Source organism: Paraburkholderia podalyriae (genome assembly GCF_014397785.1).
Classification (GTDB): Bacteria; Pseudomonadota; Gammaproteobacteria; order Burkholderiales; family Burkholderiaceae; genus Paraburkholderia; species Paraburkholderia podalyriae.
In genome coordinates this window covers 24,581-42,977 of the sequence record NZ_VZQQ01000053.1, presented here as the reverse complement: position 1 = coordinate 42,977, position 18,397 = coordinate 24,581, and the positions used below count along the sequence as shown (strand labels likewise).

General features: G+C 65.3%; 19 protein-coding genes. 6 read left to right on the top strand and 13 right to left on the bottom strand.

Going from position 1 to position 18,397, the window contains the following annotated elements; all coding sequences use genetic code 11:
- Positions 1-220 precede the first annotated feature (220 nt).
- From F6X42_RS33730 to F6X42_RS33720, 3 genes are all read right to left on the bottom strand, one after another.
- Positions 221-1,009: a TatD family hydrolase gene (locus tag F6X42_RS33730; protein WP_187638325.1), complete on the bottom strand. Its 789-nt coding sequence runs from the start codon at positions 1,007-1,009 to the stop codon at positions 221-223.
- A 102-nt stretch (positions 1,010-1,111) separates the two neighbouring features.
- Positions 1,112-1,828: a lipoprotein-releasing ABC transporter ATP-binding protein LolD gene (gene lolD / locus F6X42_RS33725; RefSeq protein ID WP_376776489.1), complete on the bottom strand. Its 717-nt coding sequence runs from the start codon at positions 1,826-1,828 to the stop codon at positions 1,112-1,114.
- Positions 1,829-1,859: 31 nt separating this feature from the next.
- The gene (locus F6X42_RS33720) at positions 1,860-3,113 is read right to left on the bottom strand and encodes a lipoprotein-releasing ABC transporter permease subunit (RefSeq protein ID WP_187638323.1); all 1,254 of its coding nucleotides are present in this window, start codon (positions 3,111-3,113) and stop codon (positions 1,860-1,862) included.
- A gap of 294 nt (positions 3,114-3,407) precedes the next feature.
- Between F6X42_RS33720 and F6X42_RS33715 the strand changes: the two genes are divergently transcribed.
- The 5 genes from F6X42_RS33715 (at position 3,408) to F6X42_RS33695 (ending at position 10,191) form a co-directional block, all read left to right on the top strand.
- Positions 3,408-4,517: a regulator gene (locus F6X42_RS33715; protein WP_187638322.1), complete on the top strand. Its 1,110-nt coding sequence runs from the start codon at positions 3,408-3,410 to the stop codon at positions 4,515-4,517.
- Positions 4,518-4,533: 16 nt separating this feature from the next.
- Positions 4,534-6,240 carry a single-stranded-DNA-specific exonuclease RecJ gene (recJ, locus tag F6X42_RS33710; RefSeq protein ID WP_187638321.1) on the top strand — a complete coding sequence of 569 codons (1,707 nt, stop codon included), beginning with the start codon at positions 4,534-4,536 and terminating at the stop codon, positions 6,238-6,240.
- Between the two features lie 109 nt (positions 6,241-6,349).
- Positions 6,350-7,454, top strand: a protein-coding gene (prfB, locus tag F6X42_RS33705) for a peptide chain release factor 2 (protein ID WP_187638320.1) whose coding sequence is annotated in 2 segments (ribosomal slippage) — positions 6,350-6,430 and positions 6,432-7,454 — 1,104 coding nt in all. Because the reading frame shifts where the segments join, the coding sequence is not laid out codon by codon here.
- A gap of 164 nt (positions 7,455-7,618) precedes the next feature.
- Complete coding sequence (gene lysS, locus F6X42_RS33700) at positions 7,619-9,145, top strand: lysine--tRNA ligase (protein ID WP_187638319.1); 1,527 nt, start codon at positions 7,619-7,621, stop codon at positions 9,143-9,145.
- 347 nt (positions 9,146-9,492) lie between these two features.
- A complete protein-coding gene (locus tag F6X42_RS33695; protein ID WP_187638318.1) occupies positions 9,493-10,191 on the top strand; it encodes a glycine zipper 2TM domain-containing protein in 699 nt (232 codons plus the stop codon).
- 97 nt (positions 10,192-10,288) lie between these two features.
- Here the strand turns inward: F6X42_RS33695 and iscX are convergent, their stop codons facing one another.
- From iscX to F6X42_RS33645, 10 genes are all read right to left on the bottom strand, one after another.
- Positions 10,289-10,486: a Fe-S cluster assembly protein IscX gene (iscX, locus tag F6X42_RS33690; RefSeq protein WP_027198111.1), complete on the bottom strand. Its 198-nt coding sequence runs from the start codon at positions 10,484-10,486 to the stop codon at positions 10,289-10,291.
- A gap of 15 nt (positions 10,487-10,501) precedes the next feature.
- On the bottom strand, positions 10,502-10,843 hold the full coding sequence (gene fdx, locus F6X42_RS33685) for an ISC system 2Fe-2S type ferredoxin (protein ID WP_090800789.1): 342 nt from the start codon (positions 10,841-10,843) through the stop codon (positions 10,502-10,504).
- A 186-nt stretch (positions 10,844-11,029) separates the two neighbouring features.
- Complete coding sequence (gene hscA, locus F6X42_RS33680) at positions 11,030-12,901, bottom strand: Fe-S protein assembly chaperone HscA (protein ID WP_187638317.1); 1,872 nt, start codon at positions 12,899-12,901, stop codon at positions 11,030-11,032.
- 177 nt (positions 12,902-13,078) lie between these two features.
- A complete protein-coding gene (gene hscB / locus F6X42_RS33675; RefSeq protein ID WP_187638316.1) occupies positions 13,079-13,606 on the bottom strand; it encodes a Fe-S protein assembly co-chaperone HscB in 528 nt (175 codons plus the stop codon).
- Positions 13,607-13,744: 138 nt separating this feature from the next.
- A complete protein-coding gene (gene iscA, locus F6X42_RS33670; protein WP_187638315.1) occupies positions 13,745-14,068 on the bottom strand; it encodes an iron-sulfur cluster assembly protein IscA in 324 nt (107 codons plus the stop codon).
- A gap of 78 nt (positions 14,069-14,146) precedes the next feature.
- Positions 14,147-14,560 carry a Fe-S cluster assembly scaffold IscU gene (iscU, locus tag F6X42_RS33665; protein ID WP_187638314.1) on the bottom strand — a complete coding sequence of 138 codons (414 nt, stop codon included), beginning with the start codon at positions 14,558-14,560 and terminating at the stop codon, positions 14,147-14,149.
- A 72-nt stretch (positions 14,561-14,632) separates the two neighbouring features.
- Positions 14,633-15,856, bottom strand: coding sequence for an IscS subfamily cysteine desulfurase (locus F6X42_RS33660; protein ID WP_187638313.1), 1,224 nt, complete (start codon positions 15,854-15,856; stop codon positions 14,633-14,635).
- Between the two features lie 82 nt (positions 15,857-15,938).
- Positions 15,939-16,469 carry a Fe-S cluster assembly transcriptional regulator IscR gene (gene iscR / locus F6X42_RS33655; RefSeq protein ID WP_187638312.1) on the bottom strand — a complete coding sequence of 177 codons (531 nt, stop codon included), beginning with the start codon at positions 16,467-16,469 and terminating at the stop codon, positions 15,939-15,941.
- Positions 16,470-16,641: 172 nt separating this feature from the next.
- Complete coding sequence (locus F6X42_RS33650) at positions 16,642-17,139, bottom strand: low molecular weight protein-tyrosine-phosphatase (protein WP_187638311.1); 498 nt, start codon at positions 17,137-17,139, stop codon at positions 16,642-16,644.
- Positions 17,140-17,294: 155 nt separating this feature from the next.
- Positions 17,295-17,534 (bottom strand): hypothetical protein, encoded by a 240-nt coding sequence (locus F6X42_RS33645; protein WP_187638310.1) that lies wholly within the window; start codon positions 17,532-17,534, stop codon positions 17,295-17,297.
- Positions 17,535-17,809: 275 nt separating this feature from the next.
- Here F6X42_RS33645 and F6X42_RS33640 point away from each other — a divergent pair, with 275 nt between their 5' ends.
- Entirely contained in the window at positions 17,810-18,328 is a 519-nt protein-coding gene (locus F6X42_RS33640; protein WP_187638309.1) for a hypothetical protein, read from the top strand.
- The last annotated feature ends 69 nt before the right edge of the window (positions 18,329-18,397 follow it).

The following is an 18,397-nucleotide window of genomic DNA, read 5'->3' as shown; positions in this document are numbered from 1 at the left end:
TGTCTAAGAGACAGGTATCAACCCCCACCATCCGCCCGTATCCGGCAGCGCCGCCTGCCGCTGCAACCAGATCACGCCCAACCCAAACCCGCACCAGACTGCCCGCATTCGCCCTCCGCGCCGCTAGCGCCGGGCGAGCCCACGCGTCGCGAACGGGCAGCAGCGAGCCCGCCGGGCGTGGGCGTCGCCCGGCGCGAACCCTTTCGATCAACGGTATCGATTATGCGGAGGAAAGCGCGAGTCGCGGCAGTGCGGCGAGCGCGTTAGCCGTTGTGCCAAGGGCGGCTGCGTCCGAGGTGACACTGCGCAGTTGCGCGAGGCTCGCGCCGATCGCCGGAATCTGCTCGGGAGAATTGCGCTGCCGGTACATCCACGAGGGCGCGATATCCGGCGCGTCGGTCTCGATGACCAGCGCGTCGAACGGCAACTGTTCGGCGAGTCGCCGGATTTGCCGCGCGCGCTCGAACGTCAGGTTGCCGCCGAAGCCGAGATGCAACCCCTGATCGATATAAGCCTGCGCCTGCTGAAAACTGCCATTGAACGCGTGCGCGATGCCGCGATGGATCTGATGCCGGCGCAACCCCTTGAGCACCTGATCCTGCGATTTGCGCACGTGGCAGATCACCGGCAGATCGAATTCGCGCGCGAGCTGCAACTGGCCGTTGTAGAAAAACTGCTGGCGCGCTTCGTCGAGACCAGCGACGAAAAAATCGAGCCCGATCTCGCCGATGCCGACGAAGCGCGGATCGTCGAGACTCGCCTCGATCTCCATGCGCAGCAGGTCGAGGTCGGCATCGACGGCGCCCGGCGTGAACAGCGGATGAATGCCGAGCGCGTAAGCGCCGCCGTCGACGCGGTGCGCGAGCTCGCGCACCGCCGCGAAGTTCTGTCGCCCGATGGCCGGAATCACGATGCGCGACACGCCCGCATCGCGCGCGGAGGCCGCGACCGCGTCACGGTCCGCGTCGAACTCCGAAGCGTCGAGATGGCAGTGCGTATCGATCCACATGGGTTGTCTCGCTGGCAGTGGGAGCGCACCGAAGGCGGTCCGGCGGTCGGCGGTGGGCGTCAGTCATCCGCGAGCACCCGCAACGACCATGCCGGCCCGCATTCAGACCGGCACCGGCGGCTCTTCGTGCAGCACGCCGTCGCGCAGCCGCACGATGCGGTCGCAGCGGCCCGCCAGTTCCGGGTCGTGCGTGACGATCACGAAGCTGGTCTCGAGCGTGCGCGACAGTTCGAGCATCAGGTTGAACACCGTGTCGGCGGTGCCGCCGTCGAGATTGCCGGTCGGCTCGTCGGCCAGCACGCAGGCGGGCTGCGTGACAAGCGCGCGCGCGATCGCGACACGCTGGCGCTCGCCGCCCGACAGCTCACCTGGCCGATGCTTCGCGCGATGCCCCATGCCGACGCGCTCCAGCACCGCCATTGCCTCACGGCGCGCGACTTCGGTCGTCTCGCGACGAATCCGCAGCGGCATCGCGACGTTGTCGAGCGCGGAAAACTCCGGCAGCAGATGGTGGAACTGATACACGAAACCAAGCGCGCGATTGCGCAGGTCGTTGCGCTCGCGCTCGGAGAGCTTCGTGAACGGCTTGCCGAGCACTGACACCTGGCCCGCGCTCGGATCGTCGAGACCGCCGAGCACGTGCAGCAGCGTGCTCTTGCCGGAGCCCGACGCACCGACGATCGCGAGCTTCTCGCCGCGCCGCACGGCGAGTTGCGCGTTGTTGAGCACCTGCACGTTCAGGCCGCCCTGCACGAACGATTTGGAAATGCCGGTGGCTTCGAGCACATACGGATACGACGCGGGGCCCTGAGCGGTCATGGATGCATCGGTTGACGGATGGACGAGGCGGTCATTCATAACGCAGCGCCTCCGCCGGACGGACCTTCGCGCCGCGCCAGCTCGGATACAGCGTCGCGAGCGCCGACAGCACGAACGCGATGATGCCGATGCGCGCGACGTCGGCCGGAATCAGCTCGGACGGCAGCTCACTGATGAAGTAAACCGACGGCGGCAGGAACTGCACGCCGAGCAGATGCTCGATCATCGGCACGAGCCACGGAATGCTCCATGCGATCAGGCAACCGAGCGCGACGCCGGTCGCCGTGCCGATGAAGCCGATCGTCACGCCCTGCACGACGAAGATTTTCATGATCGAGCGGGGCTGTGCGCCGAGCGTGCGCAGGATCGCGATATCGGCCTGCTTGTTGGTCACCGTCATCACCAGCGACGACACCAGATTGAACGCGGCCACCGCAATGATCAGCGTCAGGATGATGAACATCATGCGCTTTTCGATCTGCACCGCCGAGAACCAGGTCTTGTTCTGCTGGGTCCAGTCGCGAATGTACAGATCGCCCGACAGCGTGCGCGCCAGCTGATGCGCGACTTGCGGCGCGCGCTGCATGTTGGAGAGGCGAAGCCGCACGCCGGTCGGCGCGGGCAGCCGGAACAGCGCCTGCGCGTCCTTGATGTTGATCAGCGCGAGCGTGCTGTCGTATTCGTAGTGACCCGACTCGAAGATGCCGACCACCGTGAACTGCTTGAGCCGTGGCAGCATGCCGGCCGGCGTGATCGTGCCTTCGGGCGCGACCAGCGTGATCTTGTCGTTCAGCTGCACGCCGAGGTTCGCGGCAAGATCCGCGCCGAGCACGATGCCGAAGTCGCCCGGCATGAGGTCGGTCAGCTTGCCGCCCTTCATTTCCTTGCCGATGTCGGACACTTCAGGCTCGAGCGTCGGCTCGATGCCGCGCAACGCGACACCGCTTACCGCATCCTGGCGCGTGAGCAGCGCCTGGGCCTCGACGTACGGAGCCGCGCCAATCACCTCCTTGTTCTGACGCGCTTCCTTCGCGGTCAGTTGCCAGTCGGGCATCGAACCGGTCGGCGAAAAGATTTCGACGTGCGCGAGCACCGAGAGCATGCGGTCGCGCACCTCTTTCTGAAAGCCGTTCATCACCGACAGCACGACGATCAACGCCGCGACACCCAGCGCAATGCCCGACATCGACACCAGCGCGATGAACGAAATGAAGCCGTTACCGGTCGTGCGTTTGCCGGCGCGCGTATAGCGCCAGCCAATCTGCCATTCGTAGGGAAATTTCAAGCGAATCCTTTTGTGCGTTCTTCGACTGTGTGCCGGGCGACGGACACCAAGCGCCCGCCGTGCGGCCCGAGCGTCGTGATCGTTGGGCTCGCGGCGACGCGGATCGTTCCTCGCTCGCGAGGCCACTGCGCCGCTCTGCCGGTGCGCCACCCTGCCAGGCCCCGCGGCTCGACCAGCGATCAAGCGCGAAGTTTGCCACACAATGCCGCCGGCTCGCGCAACGGACCTGCCGCGGCCCGCGCGATCGACAAACCGGCCGCCCCGCATCGAAATACTCGCACCGTTTGCCCTACAATGCGCAGCATCATGCCTGCCGACCGCCTCCATCTTCTGCTGCCCTTCGTGCTGCCCGCCGCGGCCGACGCCTCCACCGCGCTCCACGACATCCAGAGTCCCGCCCTCGACCGGCTGATCGCGCGCGCGACGCTGATCGAACGAGTGATCGGCGAGGATTTTCAGCGCACGCTGCCGCACGAGCGCTGGGTCGCGCGACAATTCGGCGCGCTGCCCGACGGCGCCTCGGCCGCCGCCGACGAAGCCCCGCTCGCGCCTTACATGCTGCGCGCCGACGGCGGTGAACCCGGCAGCGCGACGTGGGCCTGCGTGCAGCCGGTGCACGTGCGCATCGCGCACGACCACCTGGTGCTGATCGATCCCGCGTCGCTCGATCTGTCGGACGACGAAGCGGGCACGCTGCTCGCGCTCGCACGTCCGCTGATCGAGGAGCTCGGCGTGCGCATCGAGGCGCCGAAGCCGACCCGCTGGTATCTGTCGAGCGATGCTTTCGGCACGCTCGCGGGCGCGTCGCCGTTGCGCGCGAGCGGCCGCAACATCGAGATCTGGCTGCCGCACGAAGCGCATTCCGGCCAACGTTCGCGCGCGTGGATGAAGCTGCAGAACGAAGTGCAGATGGCGTGGTTCGAGCATCCGGTCAACGAAGCGCGCGAGGCGCGCGGGCTGCCGGCCGTCAACTCGATCTGGTTTCACGCGCAGGGCGCCGCGCGGCCCGTGCATAGTCCGTTCGCGCTGGTGCTGTCGGATGCCGCCGCGACGCGCGGTCTCGCGCTCAGCGCGGGGGTCGCGACGAGCGCACCGCCGGCGTCGTACGGCGAACTGTCGGCGGCGCTGCGCGGTGCGACCAACGGTAGCGGCGCAACGCTCGTCGAACTCGATCCGTTCTCCGCGCCCTACATCGAGCAGGACTGGGCGCGCTGGAACCAGGCATTCGCCGCACTGCAGACCGACTGGTTCGAGCCCGCGCTCGCGGCGCTGCAAGCGGGCGAGCTTGCCGAACTCGCGCTCACGCTGTGCGGCGACACCGGCTCGGTGACGCTGACGGTCACGCGCCGCGATCTGCGCAAATTCTGGCGGCGGCGCGTGCTGGCCTCGCTTTTCATCGAATGATCCACGGCCCTTCCGCATGACCCGAATCGTTACGCGCCCCTGCTCCCCCGTCGACGCCGAAGTGCTGACCCGCTGCGGCCTGCATCCGGTGCTCGCGCGCCTCTACGCAGCGCGCGGCGTGTGCCTGCCCGAAGACATCGAGACCGGCCTAGCGCGGCTCGTCCCGCCCGCCGAACTGAAGGGCTGCGACGCGGCCGCCGCGCTGCTTGCCGACGCGCTCCAGCAGCAGCGCCGCATGCTGGTCGTCGCCGACTACGACTGCGACGGCGCGACCGCATGCGCGGTCGCGGTGCGCGGGCTGCGCATGTTCGGCGCGCGCATCGACTATCTGGTGCCGAACCGCATGGAGCATGGCTACGGGCTCACGCCGGACATCGTCGAGCTGGCGACGCGCAGCGCAGCCGGCAAGCCCGATCTGCTGATCACCGTCGACAACGGCATCGCGAGCGTCGACGGCGTCGCGGCGGCCAACGCGCTCGGCATCGACGTGCTCGTCACCGACCACCACCTGCCCGGCGACGAGCTGCCCGCCGCCCGCGCGATCGTCAATCCGAACCAGCCGGGCTGCACGTTCCCGAGCAAATGCATCGCCGGCGTCGGCGTGATGTTCTACGTGCTGCTCGCGCTGCGCGCGGAACTGCGCCGCCGCGGCGCGTTCGGCGACGCGCTGTCCGAACCGCGCCTCGACGGCCTGCTAGATCTGGTCGCCCTCGGCACGGTCGCCGATGTCGTCAAACTCGACGGCAACAACCGCGTGCTGGTCGCGCAAGGTTTGCAGCGGATCCGCCGCGGCCGCATGCAGCCGGGCATCGCCGCGCTGTTTCGCGCCGCCGCGCGCGATGCGCGCAACGCGTCCGGCTTCGACCTCGGCTTCGCGCTGGGACCCCGCCTGAACGCGGCGGGACGGCTGTCGGACATGTCGCTCGGCATCGAATGCCTGACCACCGACGACGTCGGCCGCGCATGGGAACTCGCGCAGCAGCTCGACGCGATGAACCGCGAGCGCCGTGAAATCGAGGCGGGCATGCAGCAGCAGGCGCTGGACGACCTGTCGACGATCGATCCCGACGGCTCGACCACGATCACGCTGTTCAATCCGGGCTGGCATCAGGGCGTGATCGGCATCGTCGCGGGGCGCCTGAAGGAGAAGTTCCACCGCCCGTCGTTCACATTCGCGCCCGCCGACGCTACCGGCGTGCTCGTCAAGGGCTCGGGGCGCTCGATCGGGGGCTTCCACCTGCGCGACGCGCTCGATCTGATCTCGAAGCGCGAGCCGGACCTGATCGTCAAATTCGGCGGCCACGCGATGGCGGCAGGCCTGACGATCGCCGCCGCCGACGTGCCGCGCTTCACGGCCGCGTTCGAGGCGGTCGGCCGCGAGTGGCTGTCCGCGGAGGCGCTCGCGCGCACTGTGGAAACCGACGGCGAGCTCGAAGACGCATACTTCACGCCGCAATTCGTCGAGATGCTCGACGCGGCCGTCTGGGGCCAAGGCTTTCCGGCGCCGGTATTCTCGGGCGAGTTCGAGGTCGCCTCGCAGGCGCTCGTGAAGGACAAGCACCTGAAGCTGCAACTGCTGCGCGGCCGCCAGCGCTTCAACGCGATCTGGTTCAACCACACGGACACCCTGCCCGCGCGCACGACCGTCGCCTATCGGCTCGCGAGCGACACGTGGAACGGCGTGTCGCGCGTGCAACTGATCGTCGAGCACGCGGTGAGCTGAAATCTTCCGCAAAATCAATCGCGAACGCGCGCCGGATCGCCCGTGAGGCTCCGGCGCGGCGTGCCGATCGGCTATAATTTCTGCTTTTTACGCAGAATAGAAGATCGACATGGAAGCGGAACGTCTCAACGCGATCGAAGCCTCTCTGGCCGACCTGCGCAAGCGCGCGGACGACCTACGGGGGTATCTTTGACTACGACGACAAGGCACTTCGTCTGATCGAAGTCAACCGGGAACTCGAAGACCCGGACGTCTGGAACGACTCGAAGCACGCCCAGGCACTCGGTAAGGAAAAGAAGCTGCTCGACGATACGGTCGGCAAGCTCACGTCGATCACCAACGACGTGCGCGACGCGCAGGACCTGTTCGACATGGCGCGCGAAGAAGCCGACGACGACACGCTGCTCGCCTGCGAAGCCGACGCCCAGGCCATCGAGGCACGCGTCGCCGACATGGAATTTCGCCGGATGTTCGCCAATCCGGCCGACCCCAACAACGCCTTTCTCGACATCCAGGCCGGCGCCGGCGGCACCGAGGCGTGCGACTGGGCGTCGATGCTGCTGCGCCAGTATCTGCGTTATTGCGAGCGCAAGGGCTTCAAGACCGAAGTGCTCGAGCAGACCGAAGGCGATGTCGCTGGCATCAAGAACGCGACGATCAAGATCGAAGGCGAATACGCGTACGGCTTCCTGCGTACCGAAACCGGCGTGCACCGGCTCGTGCGCAAGTCACCGTTCGACTCGTCGGGCGGTCGTCACACGTCGTTCTCGTCGGTGTTCGTGTACCCGGAAATCGACGACTCGATTGAAGTCGACATCAATCCGGCCGATCTGCGCATCGACACGTACCGTGCTTCGGGCGCGGGCGGTCAGCACATCAACAAGACCGACTCGGCAGTGCGTATCACGCACATGCCGTCGGGCATCGTCGTGCAGTGCCAGAACGACCGCTCGCAGCACCGCAACCGCGCCGAAGCGATGGCGATGCTGAAATCGCGCCTGTACGAAGCGGAAATCCGCAAACGTCAGGCCGAGCAGGACAAGCTCGAAGCGGGCAAGACCGATGTGGGTTGGGGCCATCAGATCCGTTCGTACGTGCTCGACAACAGCCGCATCAAGGATCTGCGCACCAACGTCGAAATCAGCAATACGAAGAGCGTGCTCGACGGCGACCTCGATCCGTTCATCAGCGCGAGCCTGAAACAGGGCGTATGAGCGCGCACGGCGCGGCCACGTTCACCGATCGGGACCGCGCTTCCTTCGTCGCTGCTTCCGCGTTGTTTGTTCGCCGTTTTTCCAGTACCGCCTGAGGTTTTTACACTGACTGGCTTCCCGCCCACGGCGCACGCCGCGCGCGGGCCACCGAATACCAAATCATCATGACTGAACCGACCCAGCCGACTGTCGCGCCCGCAGCGGACGACAACAAGATCATCGCCGAGCGCCGCGAAAAGCTGCGCGAGCTGCGTGAGCAAGGCGTCGCCTATCCGAACGATTTCCGTCCTACGCACCACGCCGAAGATCTGCAGGCACAGTACGAACACACCGACAAGGAAGCGCTCGAAGCGAATCCGCTCGAAGTCGCGATCGCCGGCCGCATGATGTTGAAACGCGTGATGGGCAAGGCGAGCTTCGCGACCGTGCGCGACGGCTCGGGTCAGATCCAGTTCTTCATCACGCCGGCCGACGTCGGTCAGGAAACCTACGACGCGTTCAAGAAGTGGGACATGGGCGACATCGTCGCGGCGCGCGGCGTGCTGTTCCGCACCAACAAGGGCGAGCTGTCGGTGCGCTGCACCGAGCTGCGCCTGCTGTCGAAATCGCTGCGTCCGCTGCCGGACAAATTCCACGGTCTCGCCGATCAGGAAATGAAGTACCGCCAGCGCTATGTCGACCTGATCGTCACGCCGGAAACGCGCCGCACATTCATCGCGCGTACGAAGGCGATTTCGTCGATCCGCAAGTACATGGCCGACGCGAACTTCATGGAAGTCGAAACGCCGATGCTGCATCCGATTCCGGGTGGCGCGGCGGCCAAGCCGTTCTCGACGCACCACAACGCACTCGACATGCAGATGTTCCTGCGCATCGCGCCGGAGCTGTATCTGAAGCGGCTGGTGGTGGGCGGTTTCGAGCGCGTGTTCGAGATCAATCGTAACTTCCGCAACGAGGGCGTGTCCGTGCGCCACAACCCGGAATTCACGATGATCGAGTTCTACGCGGCCTACACCGACTACAAGTGGCTGATGGATTTCACCGAGCAGCTGATTCGCCAGGCAACGACCGATTCGCTCGGCACGGCCACCATCACGTATCAGGGTCGCGAGCTCGATCTGTCGAAGCCGTTCCATCGGCTCACGATCACGCAGGCGATCCAGAAGTACGCGCCGCAATACACGAACGAACAGCTCGCCGACAGCACCTTCCTGCGCGCCGAGCTGAAGAAGTTCGGCGTCGATGCATCGCAGCCGAAGTTCCTGAATGCGGGCGTCGGCTCGCTGCAACTGGCGCTGTTCGAAGAGACCGCCGAGTCGCAACTGTGGGAGCCGACCTACATCATCGACTACCCGATCGAAGTTTCGCCGCTCGCGCGGGCGTCGGATAAGGTGGCGGGCATCACCGAGCGTTTCGAGCTGTTCATCACCGGCCGCGAAATCGCCAACGGCTTCTCGGAGCTGAACGATCCGGAAGATCAGGCCGCGCGCTTCAAGAAGCAGGTCGACCAGAAAGACGCCGGCGACGAAGAAGCGATGTTCTACGACGCCGACTACATCCGCGCGCTCGAATACGGCATGCCGCCGGCGGGCGGCTGCGGTATCGGCATCGACCGTCTGGTGATGATGCTGACCGATAGCCCGAGCATCCGCGACGTGATCCTGTTCCCGCATCTGCGTCGCGAGGATTGAGCGGCGCCGAGCGCTAGCGATCGTTGCGCTTCCAGTGCAATGGCATGGTGGTGAAGAACGCCCGGCTGATGCCGGGCGTTTTTTTATGCCGAGCCTTTTCGCCTCGCGGGACCGATTTCTGCTAACGATCGTTTGTAACCAGCGGTAAAAGCTGCCCGGTCACGCACGAGTCGCCGTTGTCGTAGTGGTTTTACAAGCGCGCGAACAGCAAGGCGCGCCGCGAACAGGTCACCGACGCACGCCCAGGGCCGTCACCGCACGGGTTACAAATTGAAACGCTGCCCGGATCGAATTGTCCGACACTCAGTCTCACCAGAAGTCGGCTCTGTCAGAAACGGAGGCCCAACATGGACACCCCTACTCATCAACCCACGCAGCCACGTCGTCTTCATCCGTTGATCGCGGTGGCCGCCGGCGCGGTGCTCGTCGCGAGTCTCGTCGCTACCGCGGCGATCACCGGCGTGTTCCCGAAGGCGTCGGGCAACGGCGCACAGAACGGCCAGACACAAGCCGCGCGGGTCAGCACACAACCGCCGGGCGTCGTCGATTCGGCCGCGCCGGTCAATCCATCGGCGCAACAGCGGCAGGTTCAGGCTCAGCAAGCGGTGCCGGTCACCCCTGCGGCTGCTCCGACGCAGCAGCAATACGCGCAGCAACAGCAGGCACAGGCCGCGCCGCAGCATGCGCAACAGCCGGTGCCGCAAGCCGCTTATTGCTCGACTTGCGGCACCGTCGTCGCGATCTCGGCGGTTCGGCATGAAGGACATGGCACCGGCATTGGCGCGGTCGGCGGTGCGGTGGCCGGGGGCGTCGTCGGTAATCAGTTCGGTGCCGGCGGCGGGCGTACCGCAATGACGCTGCTCGGCGCGCTCGGCGGCGGGTTCGCCGGCAACTCGGTCGAAAAACATCTGCGCAGCACGACGTCGTATTCGGTGCGCGTGCGCATGGAAGACGGCAAGACGCGCTACTTCACCTATAGCGAGGCGCCGCCGTTCCGCGACGGCGAGCGCGTGCGCGTTCAGAACGGCGGCCTCGTCGCCGACTGAGCTCGGCGCCCGACGTTCGTCGACGCGCCACGAAAAAAGGCGATTCCATCGGAATCGCCTTTTCTTTGCAGTTCAATGCACCCGTTCGATCACGCGTTCAATAATCCGCGTCTTCGATCCATGCCGCCTGAATCGCTTCGAGAATCTTTTCGCTCGAACGGTTCGGATCGTCGTCGAAGCCTTCGAGCTCGGTCACCCAGCGGTGCAGGTCGGTGAAACGCACCTGCTGCGGATCCACGTCCTGATGCTTGTCCGTCAGAGCCATCGCAATGTCTTGCGTATCGGTCCACTTCATGGCGGCGCCCTCCTGTTAGTGGTTTTCCTTCGCGTGATTGATCGAGTAACGCGGAATTTCGACGACCAGATCCTGCTCGTCCGGCATGACCGCCTGACACGACAGGCGCGAAGCCGGTTCCAGCCCCCATGCCTTGTCCAACAGATCGTCCTCGTCTTCCTCAGATGGCGTCAAGGCGGCGAAACCCTCACGCACGATCACGTGGCAAGTCGTGCACGCGCACGACTTCTCGCACGCATGCTCGATTTCGATACCGTTATCGAGCAGGTTGTCGCAGATGCTCTTGCCGGGAACGGCGTCGATCACCGCGCCTTCCGGGCACAGTTCGACGTGAGGCAGCACAACGATTTGAGGCATACAGTTTCCGTTTGGGTCTGAGGCACGGCGGCTGCCAGCAATGCCGCGTGCAGGCTCCGTGCCATTTTACTGGCGCCGCGCGGACTTTTTAAGTCCGCGCGGCGCGATCGGTGGTTCGTGGGGGCGCAGTTCGCGCGTGGCCCGAGCGCGCGTCGCGTGCACGTTGCTGTCGCTACGCTCGCCCGTTCATAGCTCGTCGAGCTTGCGGCCCGACAGCGCGCGGCGAATTCCCTTGTTCATGCGGCGCGCGGCGAATTCGTCGGTGCCTTCGGCGAGCGCCTTCGTCGCGGCTTCGATGGTGCCGACGTCGTCGCCCCGCCCGACATTGCGCAATGCCGCCAGCAGCGCGTCGAGCTCGGCGCGTTCGCTGTCGTCGAGCAGCTCGGCGTCGGCGGCGAGCGCCGCGTCGGTCGCTTCGACGAGACGCTGCGCTTCGACCTGCGCCTCACGCAGAGCGCGCGCCCGCATGTCGATTTCAGCGGTCGAAAAGCTGTCTTCGAGCATGCGCGCGATGTCGTCGTCGGCGAGGCCATACGAAGGCTTCACGACGACCGATGCCTCCACGCCCGACGCCAGCTCGCGCGCAAACACCGACAGCAGGCCGTCGGCGTCGACCTGATAGGTCACGCGAATGCGCGCGGCGCCGGCGGCCATCGGCGGAATGCCGCGCAGCTCGAAGCGCGCGAGCGAACGGCAATCGCTGACGAGCTCGCGCTCGCCTTGGACGACGTGAATCGCCATCGCGGTCTGGCCGTCCTTGAAGGTCGTGAAATCCTGCGCGCGCGCGACCGGAATCGTCGAGTTGCGCGGAATGATCTTCTCGGTGAGGCCACCCATCGTCTCGACGCCGAGCGACAGCGGAATCACGTCAAGCAGCAGCCACTCGTCGCCTTCCGCGCCGCGGTTGCCGGCCAGCAGATCGGCCTGGATGGCGGCGCCGAGCGCGACGACCTGATCCGGATCGAGATTGACGAGCGGCGGCTGGCCGAAGAACGCCTCGACCGCTCGGCGGATCACCGGCATTCGCGTCGCGCCGCCGACCAGTACGACGCCCTTGATCTCCTTCGTCGTGACCTTCGCGTCGCGCAGCGCTTTTTTCGTCGGGCCCAGCGTGCGTTGCACCAGCGCGGCCGTGAGGGTCTCGAACGTGGCTTCGTCGATCGTCAGATCGAGCGTGGTGCCGTTGGCGAGCGTGAGCTTGACGCTTGCCTGCGACGCGCTCGACAACGCCTCCTTGGCCTCGCGCACGCTATCTAGCAGCAGGCGTACGTCGTGCGGCGCGAGCGTCTGCCGCGCTATGCCGGCCCGCTCGAGCACGTGGCGGTACAACGCATGGTCGAAGTCGTCGCCGCCGAGGGCGGAATCGCCGCCCGCCGCAAGCACTTCGAACACGCCCTTGGTGAGCTTCAGGATCGACAGGTCGAACGTGCCGCCGCCGAGGTCATAGACCGCGTACAGACCCTCGGCGCCGTTGTCGAGACCGTAGGCGATCGCGGCCGCAGTCGGTTCGTTGAGCAGACGCAGCACGTTCAGCCCCGCGAGGCGCGCGGCGTCCTTGGTCGCCTGGCGCTGCGCTTCGTCGAAGTAAGCGGGCACCGTGATCACCGCGCCGACCAGCTCGTCGCCGAGCGTGTCTTCGGCGCGCTGGCGCAGCGTCGCGAGAATTTCAGCCGATACTTCCACCGGACTCTTCACGCCATCGACAGTGCGGATCTGCACCATGCCGGGCGCATCGACGAAATCGTACGGCGCGTTCTCGGCGCCCTCCACCTCGGCCTTGCCGCGGCCCATGAAGCGCTTGACCGACACGATCGTGTTGCGCGGGTCGGTCGCGGCTTCGGCCTTCGCCCGGCGGCCGATGCGACGACCGCCCTGCTCCAGGTAACGCACCACCGACGGCAGCAGCACGTGTCCATCTTCGTCGGGCAGCACATCGGGCACGCCGCTGCGCACGGCGGCGACGAGGGAGTTGGTGGTGCCGAGATCGATACCGACCGCCAGACGCCGCTGGTGAGGCGCCGGCGCCATGCCGGGTTCGGAGATTTGCAGTAAGGCCATCTGGATCTTCTCGGGGACGTTGTGCCCCGTCCTGAATGTTCGCGTTGCTGGGGGTGATGCCACGGCTCGTGGCCGCTCTGGTTTTTGTTTGTCGCTCGCTACATCGCTGCCTACCGTTGCTGCTTGCCGTAGCTGCTTGCCGGCGCCGCGCATTGGCGCGGGTCGCACGAAACCGCGCTAGCCTTCGAGCCGCTCGATCTGCGCGTCGACTTCCGACGCGACGCGCTCGATGAACATCAGCTGCCGCACCGCCTCGCCGGCCGCCTGATTTGCGCCGCTATCGAGCGAGGCGCCGAGCTTGTCGAAGCGCTGACGTTCTTCGTCGCGCAACTCGACGAGCAGCGCGTCGAGCGCGTCGACGTTCTTCGCCGCGGCCGCGTCCTCGATGTTCTCGCGCCACTCCATCTGCTGCATCAGGAACGCGGGCTCCATCGCCGTGTTGTTTTCCGCGCCGACGTTGATACCGCGCAACGACAGCAGATAGGTCGCGCGTTTGAGCGGATCGCGCAGCGTCTGATAGGCCTCGTTCGCGCGCGTCGCCCATTGCATCGCGATGCGCTTTTGCGCATCGCCGGCCGCCGCGAAGCGATCCGGATGCACCTGCGCCTGCACGGTGCGGTACGCATGATCGAGCGTGCTCGCGTCGAGCGCGAATTGCGCCGGCAGACCAAACAGGTCGAAGTGGCTGTCGTTCAGCGAGGCCATCGAATTTAAGTCCGTTGATGAAAACGTGGTGTGAAAACGCTGGGCCTTGTCAGGCGTGAGCGCTTCAGTGGAGCGGGGATCAAACTAAAAAGGCGGCCCGCGCCGCCTTTGATCCGCCGCACGCGGAAAGTAACGAACCTAGACGCGGAATGACTCGCCGCAGCCGCATTCGTCTTTCACGTTCGGGTTGTTGAACCTGAAGCCTTCGTTCAGCCCTTCGCGCGCAAAGTCGAGTTCCGTGCCGTCGATATACGCGAGACTCTTCGGGTCGACGACGACTTTCACGCCGCTCGTCTCGAACACCTGATCTTCCGGCGCGAGTTCGTCCACGTACTCGAGCTTGTAGGCGAGGCCCGAGCAACCGGTGGTGCGCACGCCAACGCGCAACCCGATGCCTTTACCGCGGCGGGTCAGATACCTCTGGACGTGCTGTGCTGCCTTTTCGGTCAACGTAATTGCCATAACGTTTCTCAGTTGCCAGAGTGCGCGGCGCGCGTGTTCGCGCCGCGCCCACCGGTTACTCCGTTCTTACCCTGTTGCTCAGGCGGCCTTGCCGTCTTCGGCAACCGCTGCTTCACCGTGGCGCTGCTTGTAGTCGGCGACCGCTGCCTTGATCGCGTCTTCCGCGAGGATCGAGCAGTGGATCTTCACCGGCGGCAGTGCCAGTTCTTCAGCGATCTGCGTGTTCTTGATCGACATGGCCTGGTCGAGCGTCTTGCCCTTCACCCATTCGGTGACGAGCGAGCTCGATGCAATGGCGGAACCGCAGCCGTAGGTCTTGAACTTCGCGTCTTCGATGATGCCGTCCACGCCGACGCGGATCTGCAGCTTCATCACGTCGCCGCAGGCCGGCGCGCCGACCATGCCGGTACCGACCATGTCGTCGTCCTTCGCGAAGGAACCGACGTTGCGCGGGTTTTCGTAGTGGTCGAGGACCTTGTCGCTATAAGCCATGATTACACTCCTTGATTCGTTTCAACCTGCAATCCGATGAACGTTCGATGTCCGCTTCGTCCAGCCGGCGCGTCAGTGCGCGGCCCACTGGATGGTCGTCAGATCGATCCCGTCCTTGTGCATTTCCCACAGCGGCGACAGATCGCGCAGCTTGGAAATCTTCGACTTCAGCAGGTTGATCACGTAATCGATTTCCTGCTCGGTCGTGAAGCGCCCCACCGTGAAGCGGATCGAGCTGTGCGCGAGTTCGTCGTTGCGGCCAAGCGCGCGCAGCACGTACGACGGCTCCAGCGACGCCGATGTGCACGCCGAGCCCGACGACACCGCCACGTCCTTGACCGCCATGATCAGCGATTCGCCTTCGACGAAATTGAAGCTGATGTTCAGGTTGTGCGGCACACGCTTTTCCATGTCGCCGTTCACATACACTTCCTCGATTTGCGACAGGCCTTTCAGCAGCCGGTCACGCAGCATGCGGATGCGCTCGTTTTCGGTCGCCATCTCTTCACGTGCGATACGAAAAGCCTCGCCCATGCCGACGATCTGGTGCGTGGCCAGCGTGCCCGAACGCATGCCGCGCTCGTGGCCTCCACCGTGCATCTGCGCTTCGATACGGATACGCGGTTTGCGGCGCACGTACAGCGCGCCGATGCCCTTCGGGCCGTAGGTCTTGTGCGCCGAGAACGACATCAGGTCGACCTTCAGCTTCTGCAGATCGATCTGGATCTTGCCGGTGGCCTGCGCCGCGTCGACGTGGAAAATAATGCCCTTCTCACGCGTGATCTCGCCGATCGCCTCGATGTCCTGGATGACGCCGATCTCGTTGTTGACCGACATCACCGACACCAGAATCGTGTCCGGGCGCAGCGCCGCCTTGAACGCGTCGAGATCGATCAGACCGTCGTCCTTGACATCCAGATAGGTGACTTCGAAGCCTTCGCGCTCGAGCTCGCGGGTGGTGTCCAGCACCGCCTTGTGCTCGGTCTTCACCGTGATGATGTGCTTGCCCTTGCTCTTGTAGAAGTGCGCGGCACCTTTCAGAGCGAGGTTGTCCGACTCCGTCGCACCCGAGGTCCAGATGATTTCGCGTGGATCGGCGTTCACGAGCGCGGCCACCTGCTCGCGCGCCTCCTCGACTGCGCGCTCGGCGGTCCAGCCATAAGCGTGACTACGCGACGCGGGATTGCCGAACTGCTCGCGCAGATAAGGGATCATCTTGTCCACCACACGCGGATCGATCGGCGTCGTGGCGCTGTAGTCCATGTAGATGGGCAGATGGAGAGAGTCGTTGTTCATCAATTGCTCCGGGGGCGTCATGTGCTCTGGCTTCTGGACTCGATATGGGGCGGCGGCGGGATTTTTTATTGCGCGCCGCGCTTCACGAACCGGCCATGTTGAAAACGGAATTGGGACCTTTGGGCGCCACGCGGGCGGGTTCGACCGCCGGCGCGTCGTTGCGCCTGTCGCGCAGCACCGTCGGCGCGCCTTCGCGCGAGCGCTGCTGGTCGACCAGATCCTTCAGCGAAACCGAATCGAGGTATTCGACCATTTTCTGGTTCAGCGTCGACCACAGCTCATGAGTCATGCAGTGGCCGTCGTGCTGCTTGGTGCCTTCGCACGTGCCTTTGCCGCCACACTGGGTGGCGTCGAGCGGTTCGTCGACCGCGATGATGATGTCGGCCACCGTCACCTCTTCGACACGGCGCGCGAGATTGTAGCCGCCGCCCGGTCCGCGCACGGACTCCACGATTTCATGACGGCGCAGCTTGCCGAACAGCTGTTCGAGATACGACAGGGAGATGTGTTGGCGCTGGCTGATACCCGCAAGCGTCACCGGGCCCTGCTCCTGGCGCAGCGCCAGGTCGATCATCGCCGTGACGGCGAAACGGCCTTTCGTGGTGAGTCTCATATGATGTGGGAACCGCAATTCTCGACAAGTTCGGTCAAGTATAAATACATGAGCGATTTAGTCAAGTATGCCCAGTATATTTTGTGTCATCCGCTTAATTGATCGCCATGCTTTGGCGCCGAGCCCGTCTGCGCGGTGCATGCGGGATGGGGGCCGCGTTTTTGCCCGAAACTTACCCGAGCAACTGCGGGCGCAGCGCGGCGATCAGCCCGCGGCAGGCTGCTTCGCACTGATCGAGCACCAACTCGAAGCCTTCCGCGCCGCCGAAATAGGGATCGACGACCTCGCGCGCGCCGCTCCAACGGCCATCCGACTCCGGCACGAACTCCATCAACAGACGGATCTTGTCGCGCTGCGCGGGCGGACACAGTTGACGCAACGCGGCGACGTTGCGGTCGTCCATTGCAATCAGCAGATCGAAGCGCTCGAAGTCCGCGGCTGTGATCTGGCGACCGCGCAGCGCGTCGAGCGCATAGCCGCGCTGGCGCGCCGCGCGTTGCGCGCGTTCGTCGGGCGCCGCGCCGATGTGCCAATCGCCGGTGCCGGCCGAATCGAGCAGAATGCAGTCCGCGAGCTTCGCCTCGTCGACCAGACGACGCATCACGCCCTCCGCCGTCGGTGAACGGCAGATATTCCCGAGGCACACGAAACAGACGGACACAGTTTTCATCAGGGATTCTTCGACGCTCGAGGCGCCGCGCGTAGGGGTCGGCAGACAGTCAGTGAACTGCGCCGCGATTATACAAACCTCGACGGATTCGCGCCCGGCGTGGTACAGCCGGGTAAGCGCAGCGGCTTCGAACCGCCGCCGTCCGACGCACCTGCTTAAGACGCTTCGGCGAGCGGCGTCGCCGTGGCCGCACGCATCGGCTTGGCCGACAATGCCGACGCGGTGTCGATCATCCCGTACGACACCGCGCGTGCGAGTTCTGCGGTCAGATGATTGGCGTCGAGCGGCATCTGTGGAGCGCGCGAAGCAGTTTGGCCGTTGACGTGTAGACACGCGAGCAGCGCGAGCGGCACAACGATGGCCAGAGGCCAGTACACCGATATTGTCTTTTTCATGATGTGTTTTCCAATTAGGGGCGCATGAGCTTTTGGCGCACTATGCCCAGTCCAAATGCTATAGGAATTCACAATCGGGAAATACGCGCCCGCGCGCGACAGATCGTTGCCCGAAACGGAACAGTCAATTGACCGCCTTCCGGGAGCGGGGCATCGGCTGCTGGCACGAAAAAGAAAAGCTTACAAACGCATACAAAGCCACCGCGACGGCCGGCGATAATGACGGTCTTACTCTTACATCGATAGTTCTTTGTACTTGCAACCGGTCTGAAAACATGAAACGCATTGCACCTCTCGCTGGCCTCGTGGCCGCCGCTCTGCTCGGCGGCTGCGCGGTCTATCCGGACGGCACGCCGATGTACGGCAACGGCTACGGCGGTTATAGCGGTTACGACGGTTCCGCGTACGCGCCGGGCGCCGCGGTCGTGCCGCAAACCAACGTGTACCTCGGCTACGGCGATTACGGTCCGGGACGCTACTACGGTCCGGCGCCGGGCCCAGGCTATCGCGGCTATCCGGATCGCGGTCATCCGGGCGACAACGACCGGCATCACGGCGATCATGACAACGATCGTGGCAACAACGGCGGCGGTCCTGGTCAACCGCGCGGCGGCCCGCCGCCGCAGGGCGCTGCGGGCGGTCCGCACGGTCCTGGCGGCGCCAATGGCGGCCCACGCCCCGCCGCAGGCGGCCCGCCGCCGGCCCAGCCGCAAGCAGGCAACGGCGGCGGACAAGGTAACGGGTGGGTGAGAAATGCGCCCGCGCGGCAGGCGGGGCAGATGACCGAACATTGAGGAGTGGGCGGCGCTGAACCACCACGCTCGCGCCCGTGGCACCTCGCAGGCGGCGCGAGCGCGGCCGTC

Bases quoted from the DNA above. Each gene is read 5' to 3' on its own strand.
- lysS (WP_187638319.1), top strand. From the start codon at position 7,619: ATGACTGAACCGACCCAGCCGACTGTCGCGCCCGCAGCGGACGACAAC.
- F6X42_RS33645 (WP_187638310.1), bottom strand. From the start codon at position 17,534: ATGAAAAAGACAATATCGGTGTACTGGCCTCTGGCCATCGTTGTGCCG.
- iscR (WP_187638312.1), bottom strand. From the start codon at position 16,469: ATGAGACTCACCACGAAAGGCCGTTTCGCCGTCACGGCGATGATCGAC.
- iscX (WP_027198111.1), bottom strand. From the start codon at position 10,486: ATGAAGTGGACCGATACGCAAGACATTGCGATGGCTCTGACGGACAAG.
- lolD (WP_376776489.1), bottom strand. From the start codon at position 1,828: ATGACCGCTCAGGGCCCCGCGTCGTATCCGTATGTGCTCGAAGCCACC.
- hscB (WP_187638316.1), bottom strand. From the start codon at position 13,606: ATGGCCTCGCTGAACGACAGCCACTTCGACCTGTTTGGTCTGCCGGCG.
- F6X42_RS33730 (WP_187638325.1), bottom strand. From the start codon at position 1,009: ATGTGGATCGATACGCACTGCCATCTCGACGCTTCGGAGTTCGACGCG.
- F6X42_RS33650 (WP_187638311.1), bottom strand. From the start codon at position 17,139: ATGAAAACTGTGTCCGTCTGTTTCGTGTGCCTCGGGAATATCTGCCGT.
- recJ (WP_187638321.1), top strand. From the start codon at position 4,534: ATGACCCGAATCGTTACGCGCCCCTGCTCCCCCGTCGACGCCGAAGTG.
- F6X42_RS33695 (WP_187638318.1), top strand. From the start codon at position 9,493: ATGGACACCCCTACTCATCAACCCACGCAGCCACGTCGTCTTCATCCG.
- F6X42_RS33640 (WP_187638309.1), top strand. From the start codon at position 17,810: ATGAAACGCATTGCACCTCTCGCTGGCCTCGTGGCCGCCGCTCTGCTC.
- F6X42_RS33660 (WP_187638313.1), bottom strand. From the start codon at position 15,856: ATGAACAACGACTCTCTCCATCTGCCCATCTACATGGACTACAGCGCC.
- hscA (WP_187638317.1), bottom strand. From the start codon at position 12,901: ATGGCCTTACTGCAAATCTCCGAACCCGGCATGGCGCCGGCGCCTCAC.
- fdx (WP_090800789.1), bottom strand. From the start codon at position 10,843: ATGCCTCAAATCGTTGTGCTGCCTCACGTCGAACTGTGCCCGGAAGGC.
- F6X42_RS33715 (WP_187638322.1), top strand. From the start codon at position 3,408: ATGCGCAGCATCATGCCTGCCGACCGCCTCCATCTTCTGCTGCCCTTC.
- iscU (WP_187638314.1), bottom strand. From the start codon at position 14,560: ATGGCTTATAGCGACAAGGTCCTCGACCACTACGAAAACCCGCGCAAC.
- iscA (WP_187638315.1), bottom strand. From the start codon at position 14,068: ATGGCAATTACGTTGACCGAAAAGGCAGCACAGCACGTCCAGAGGTAT.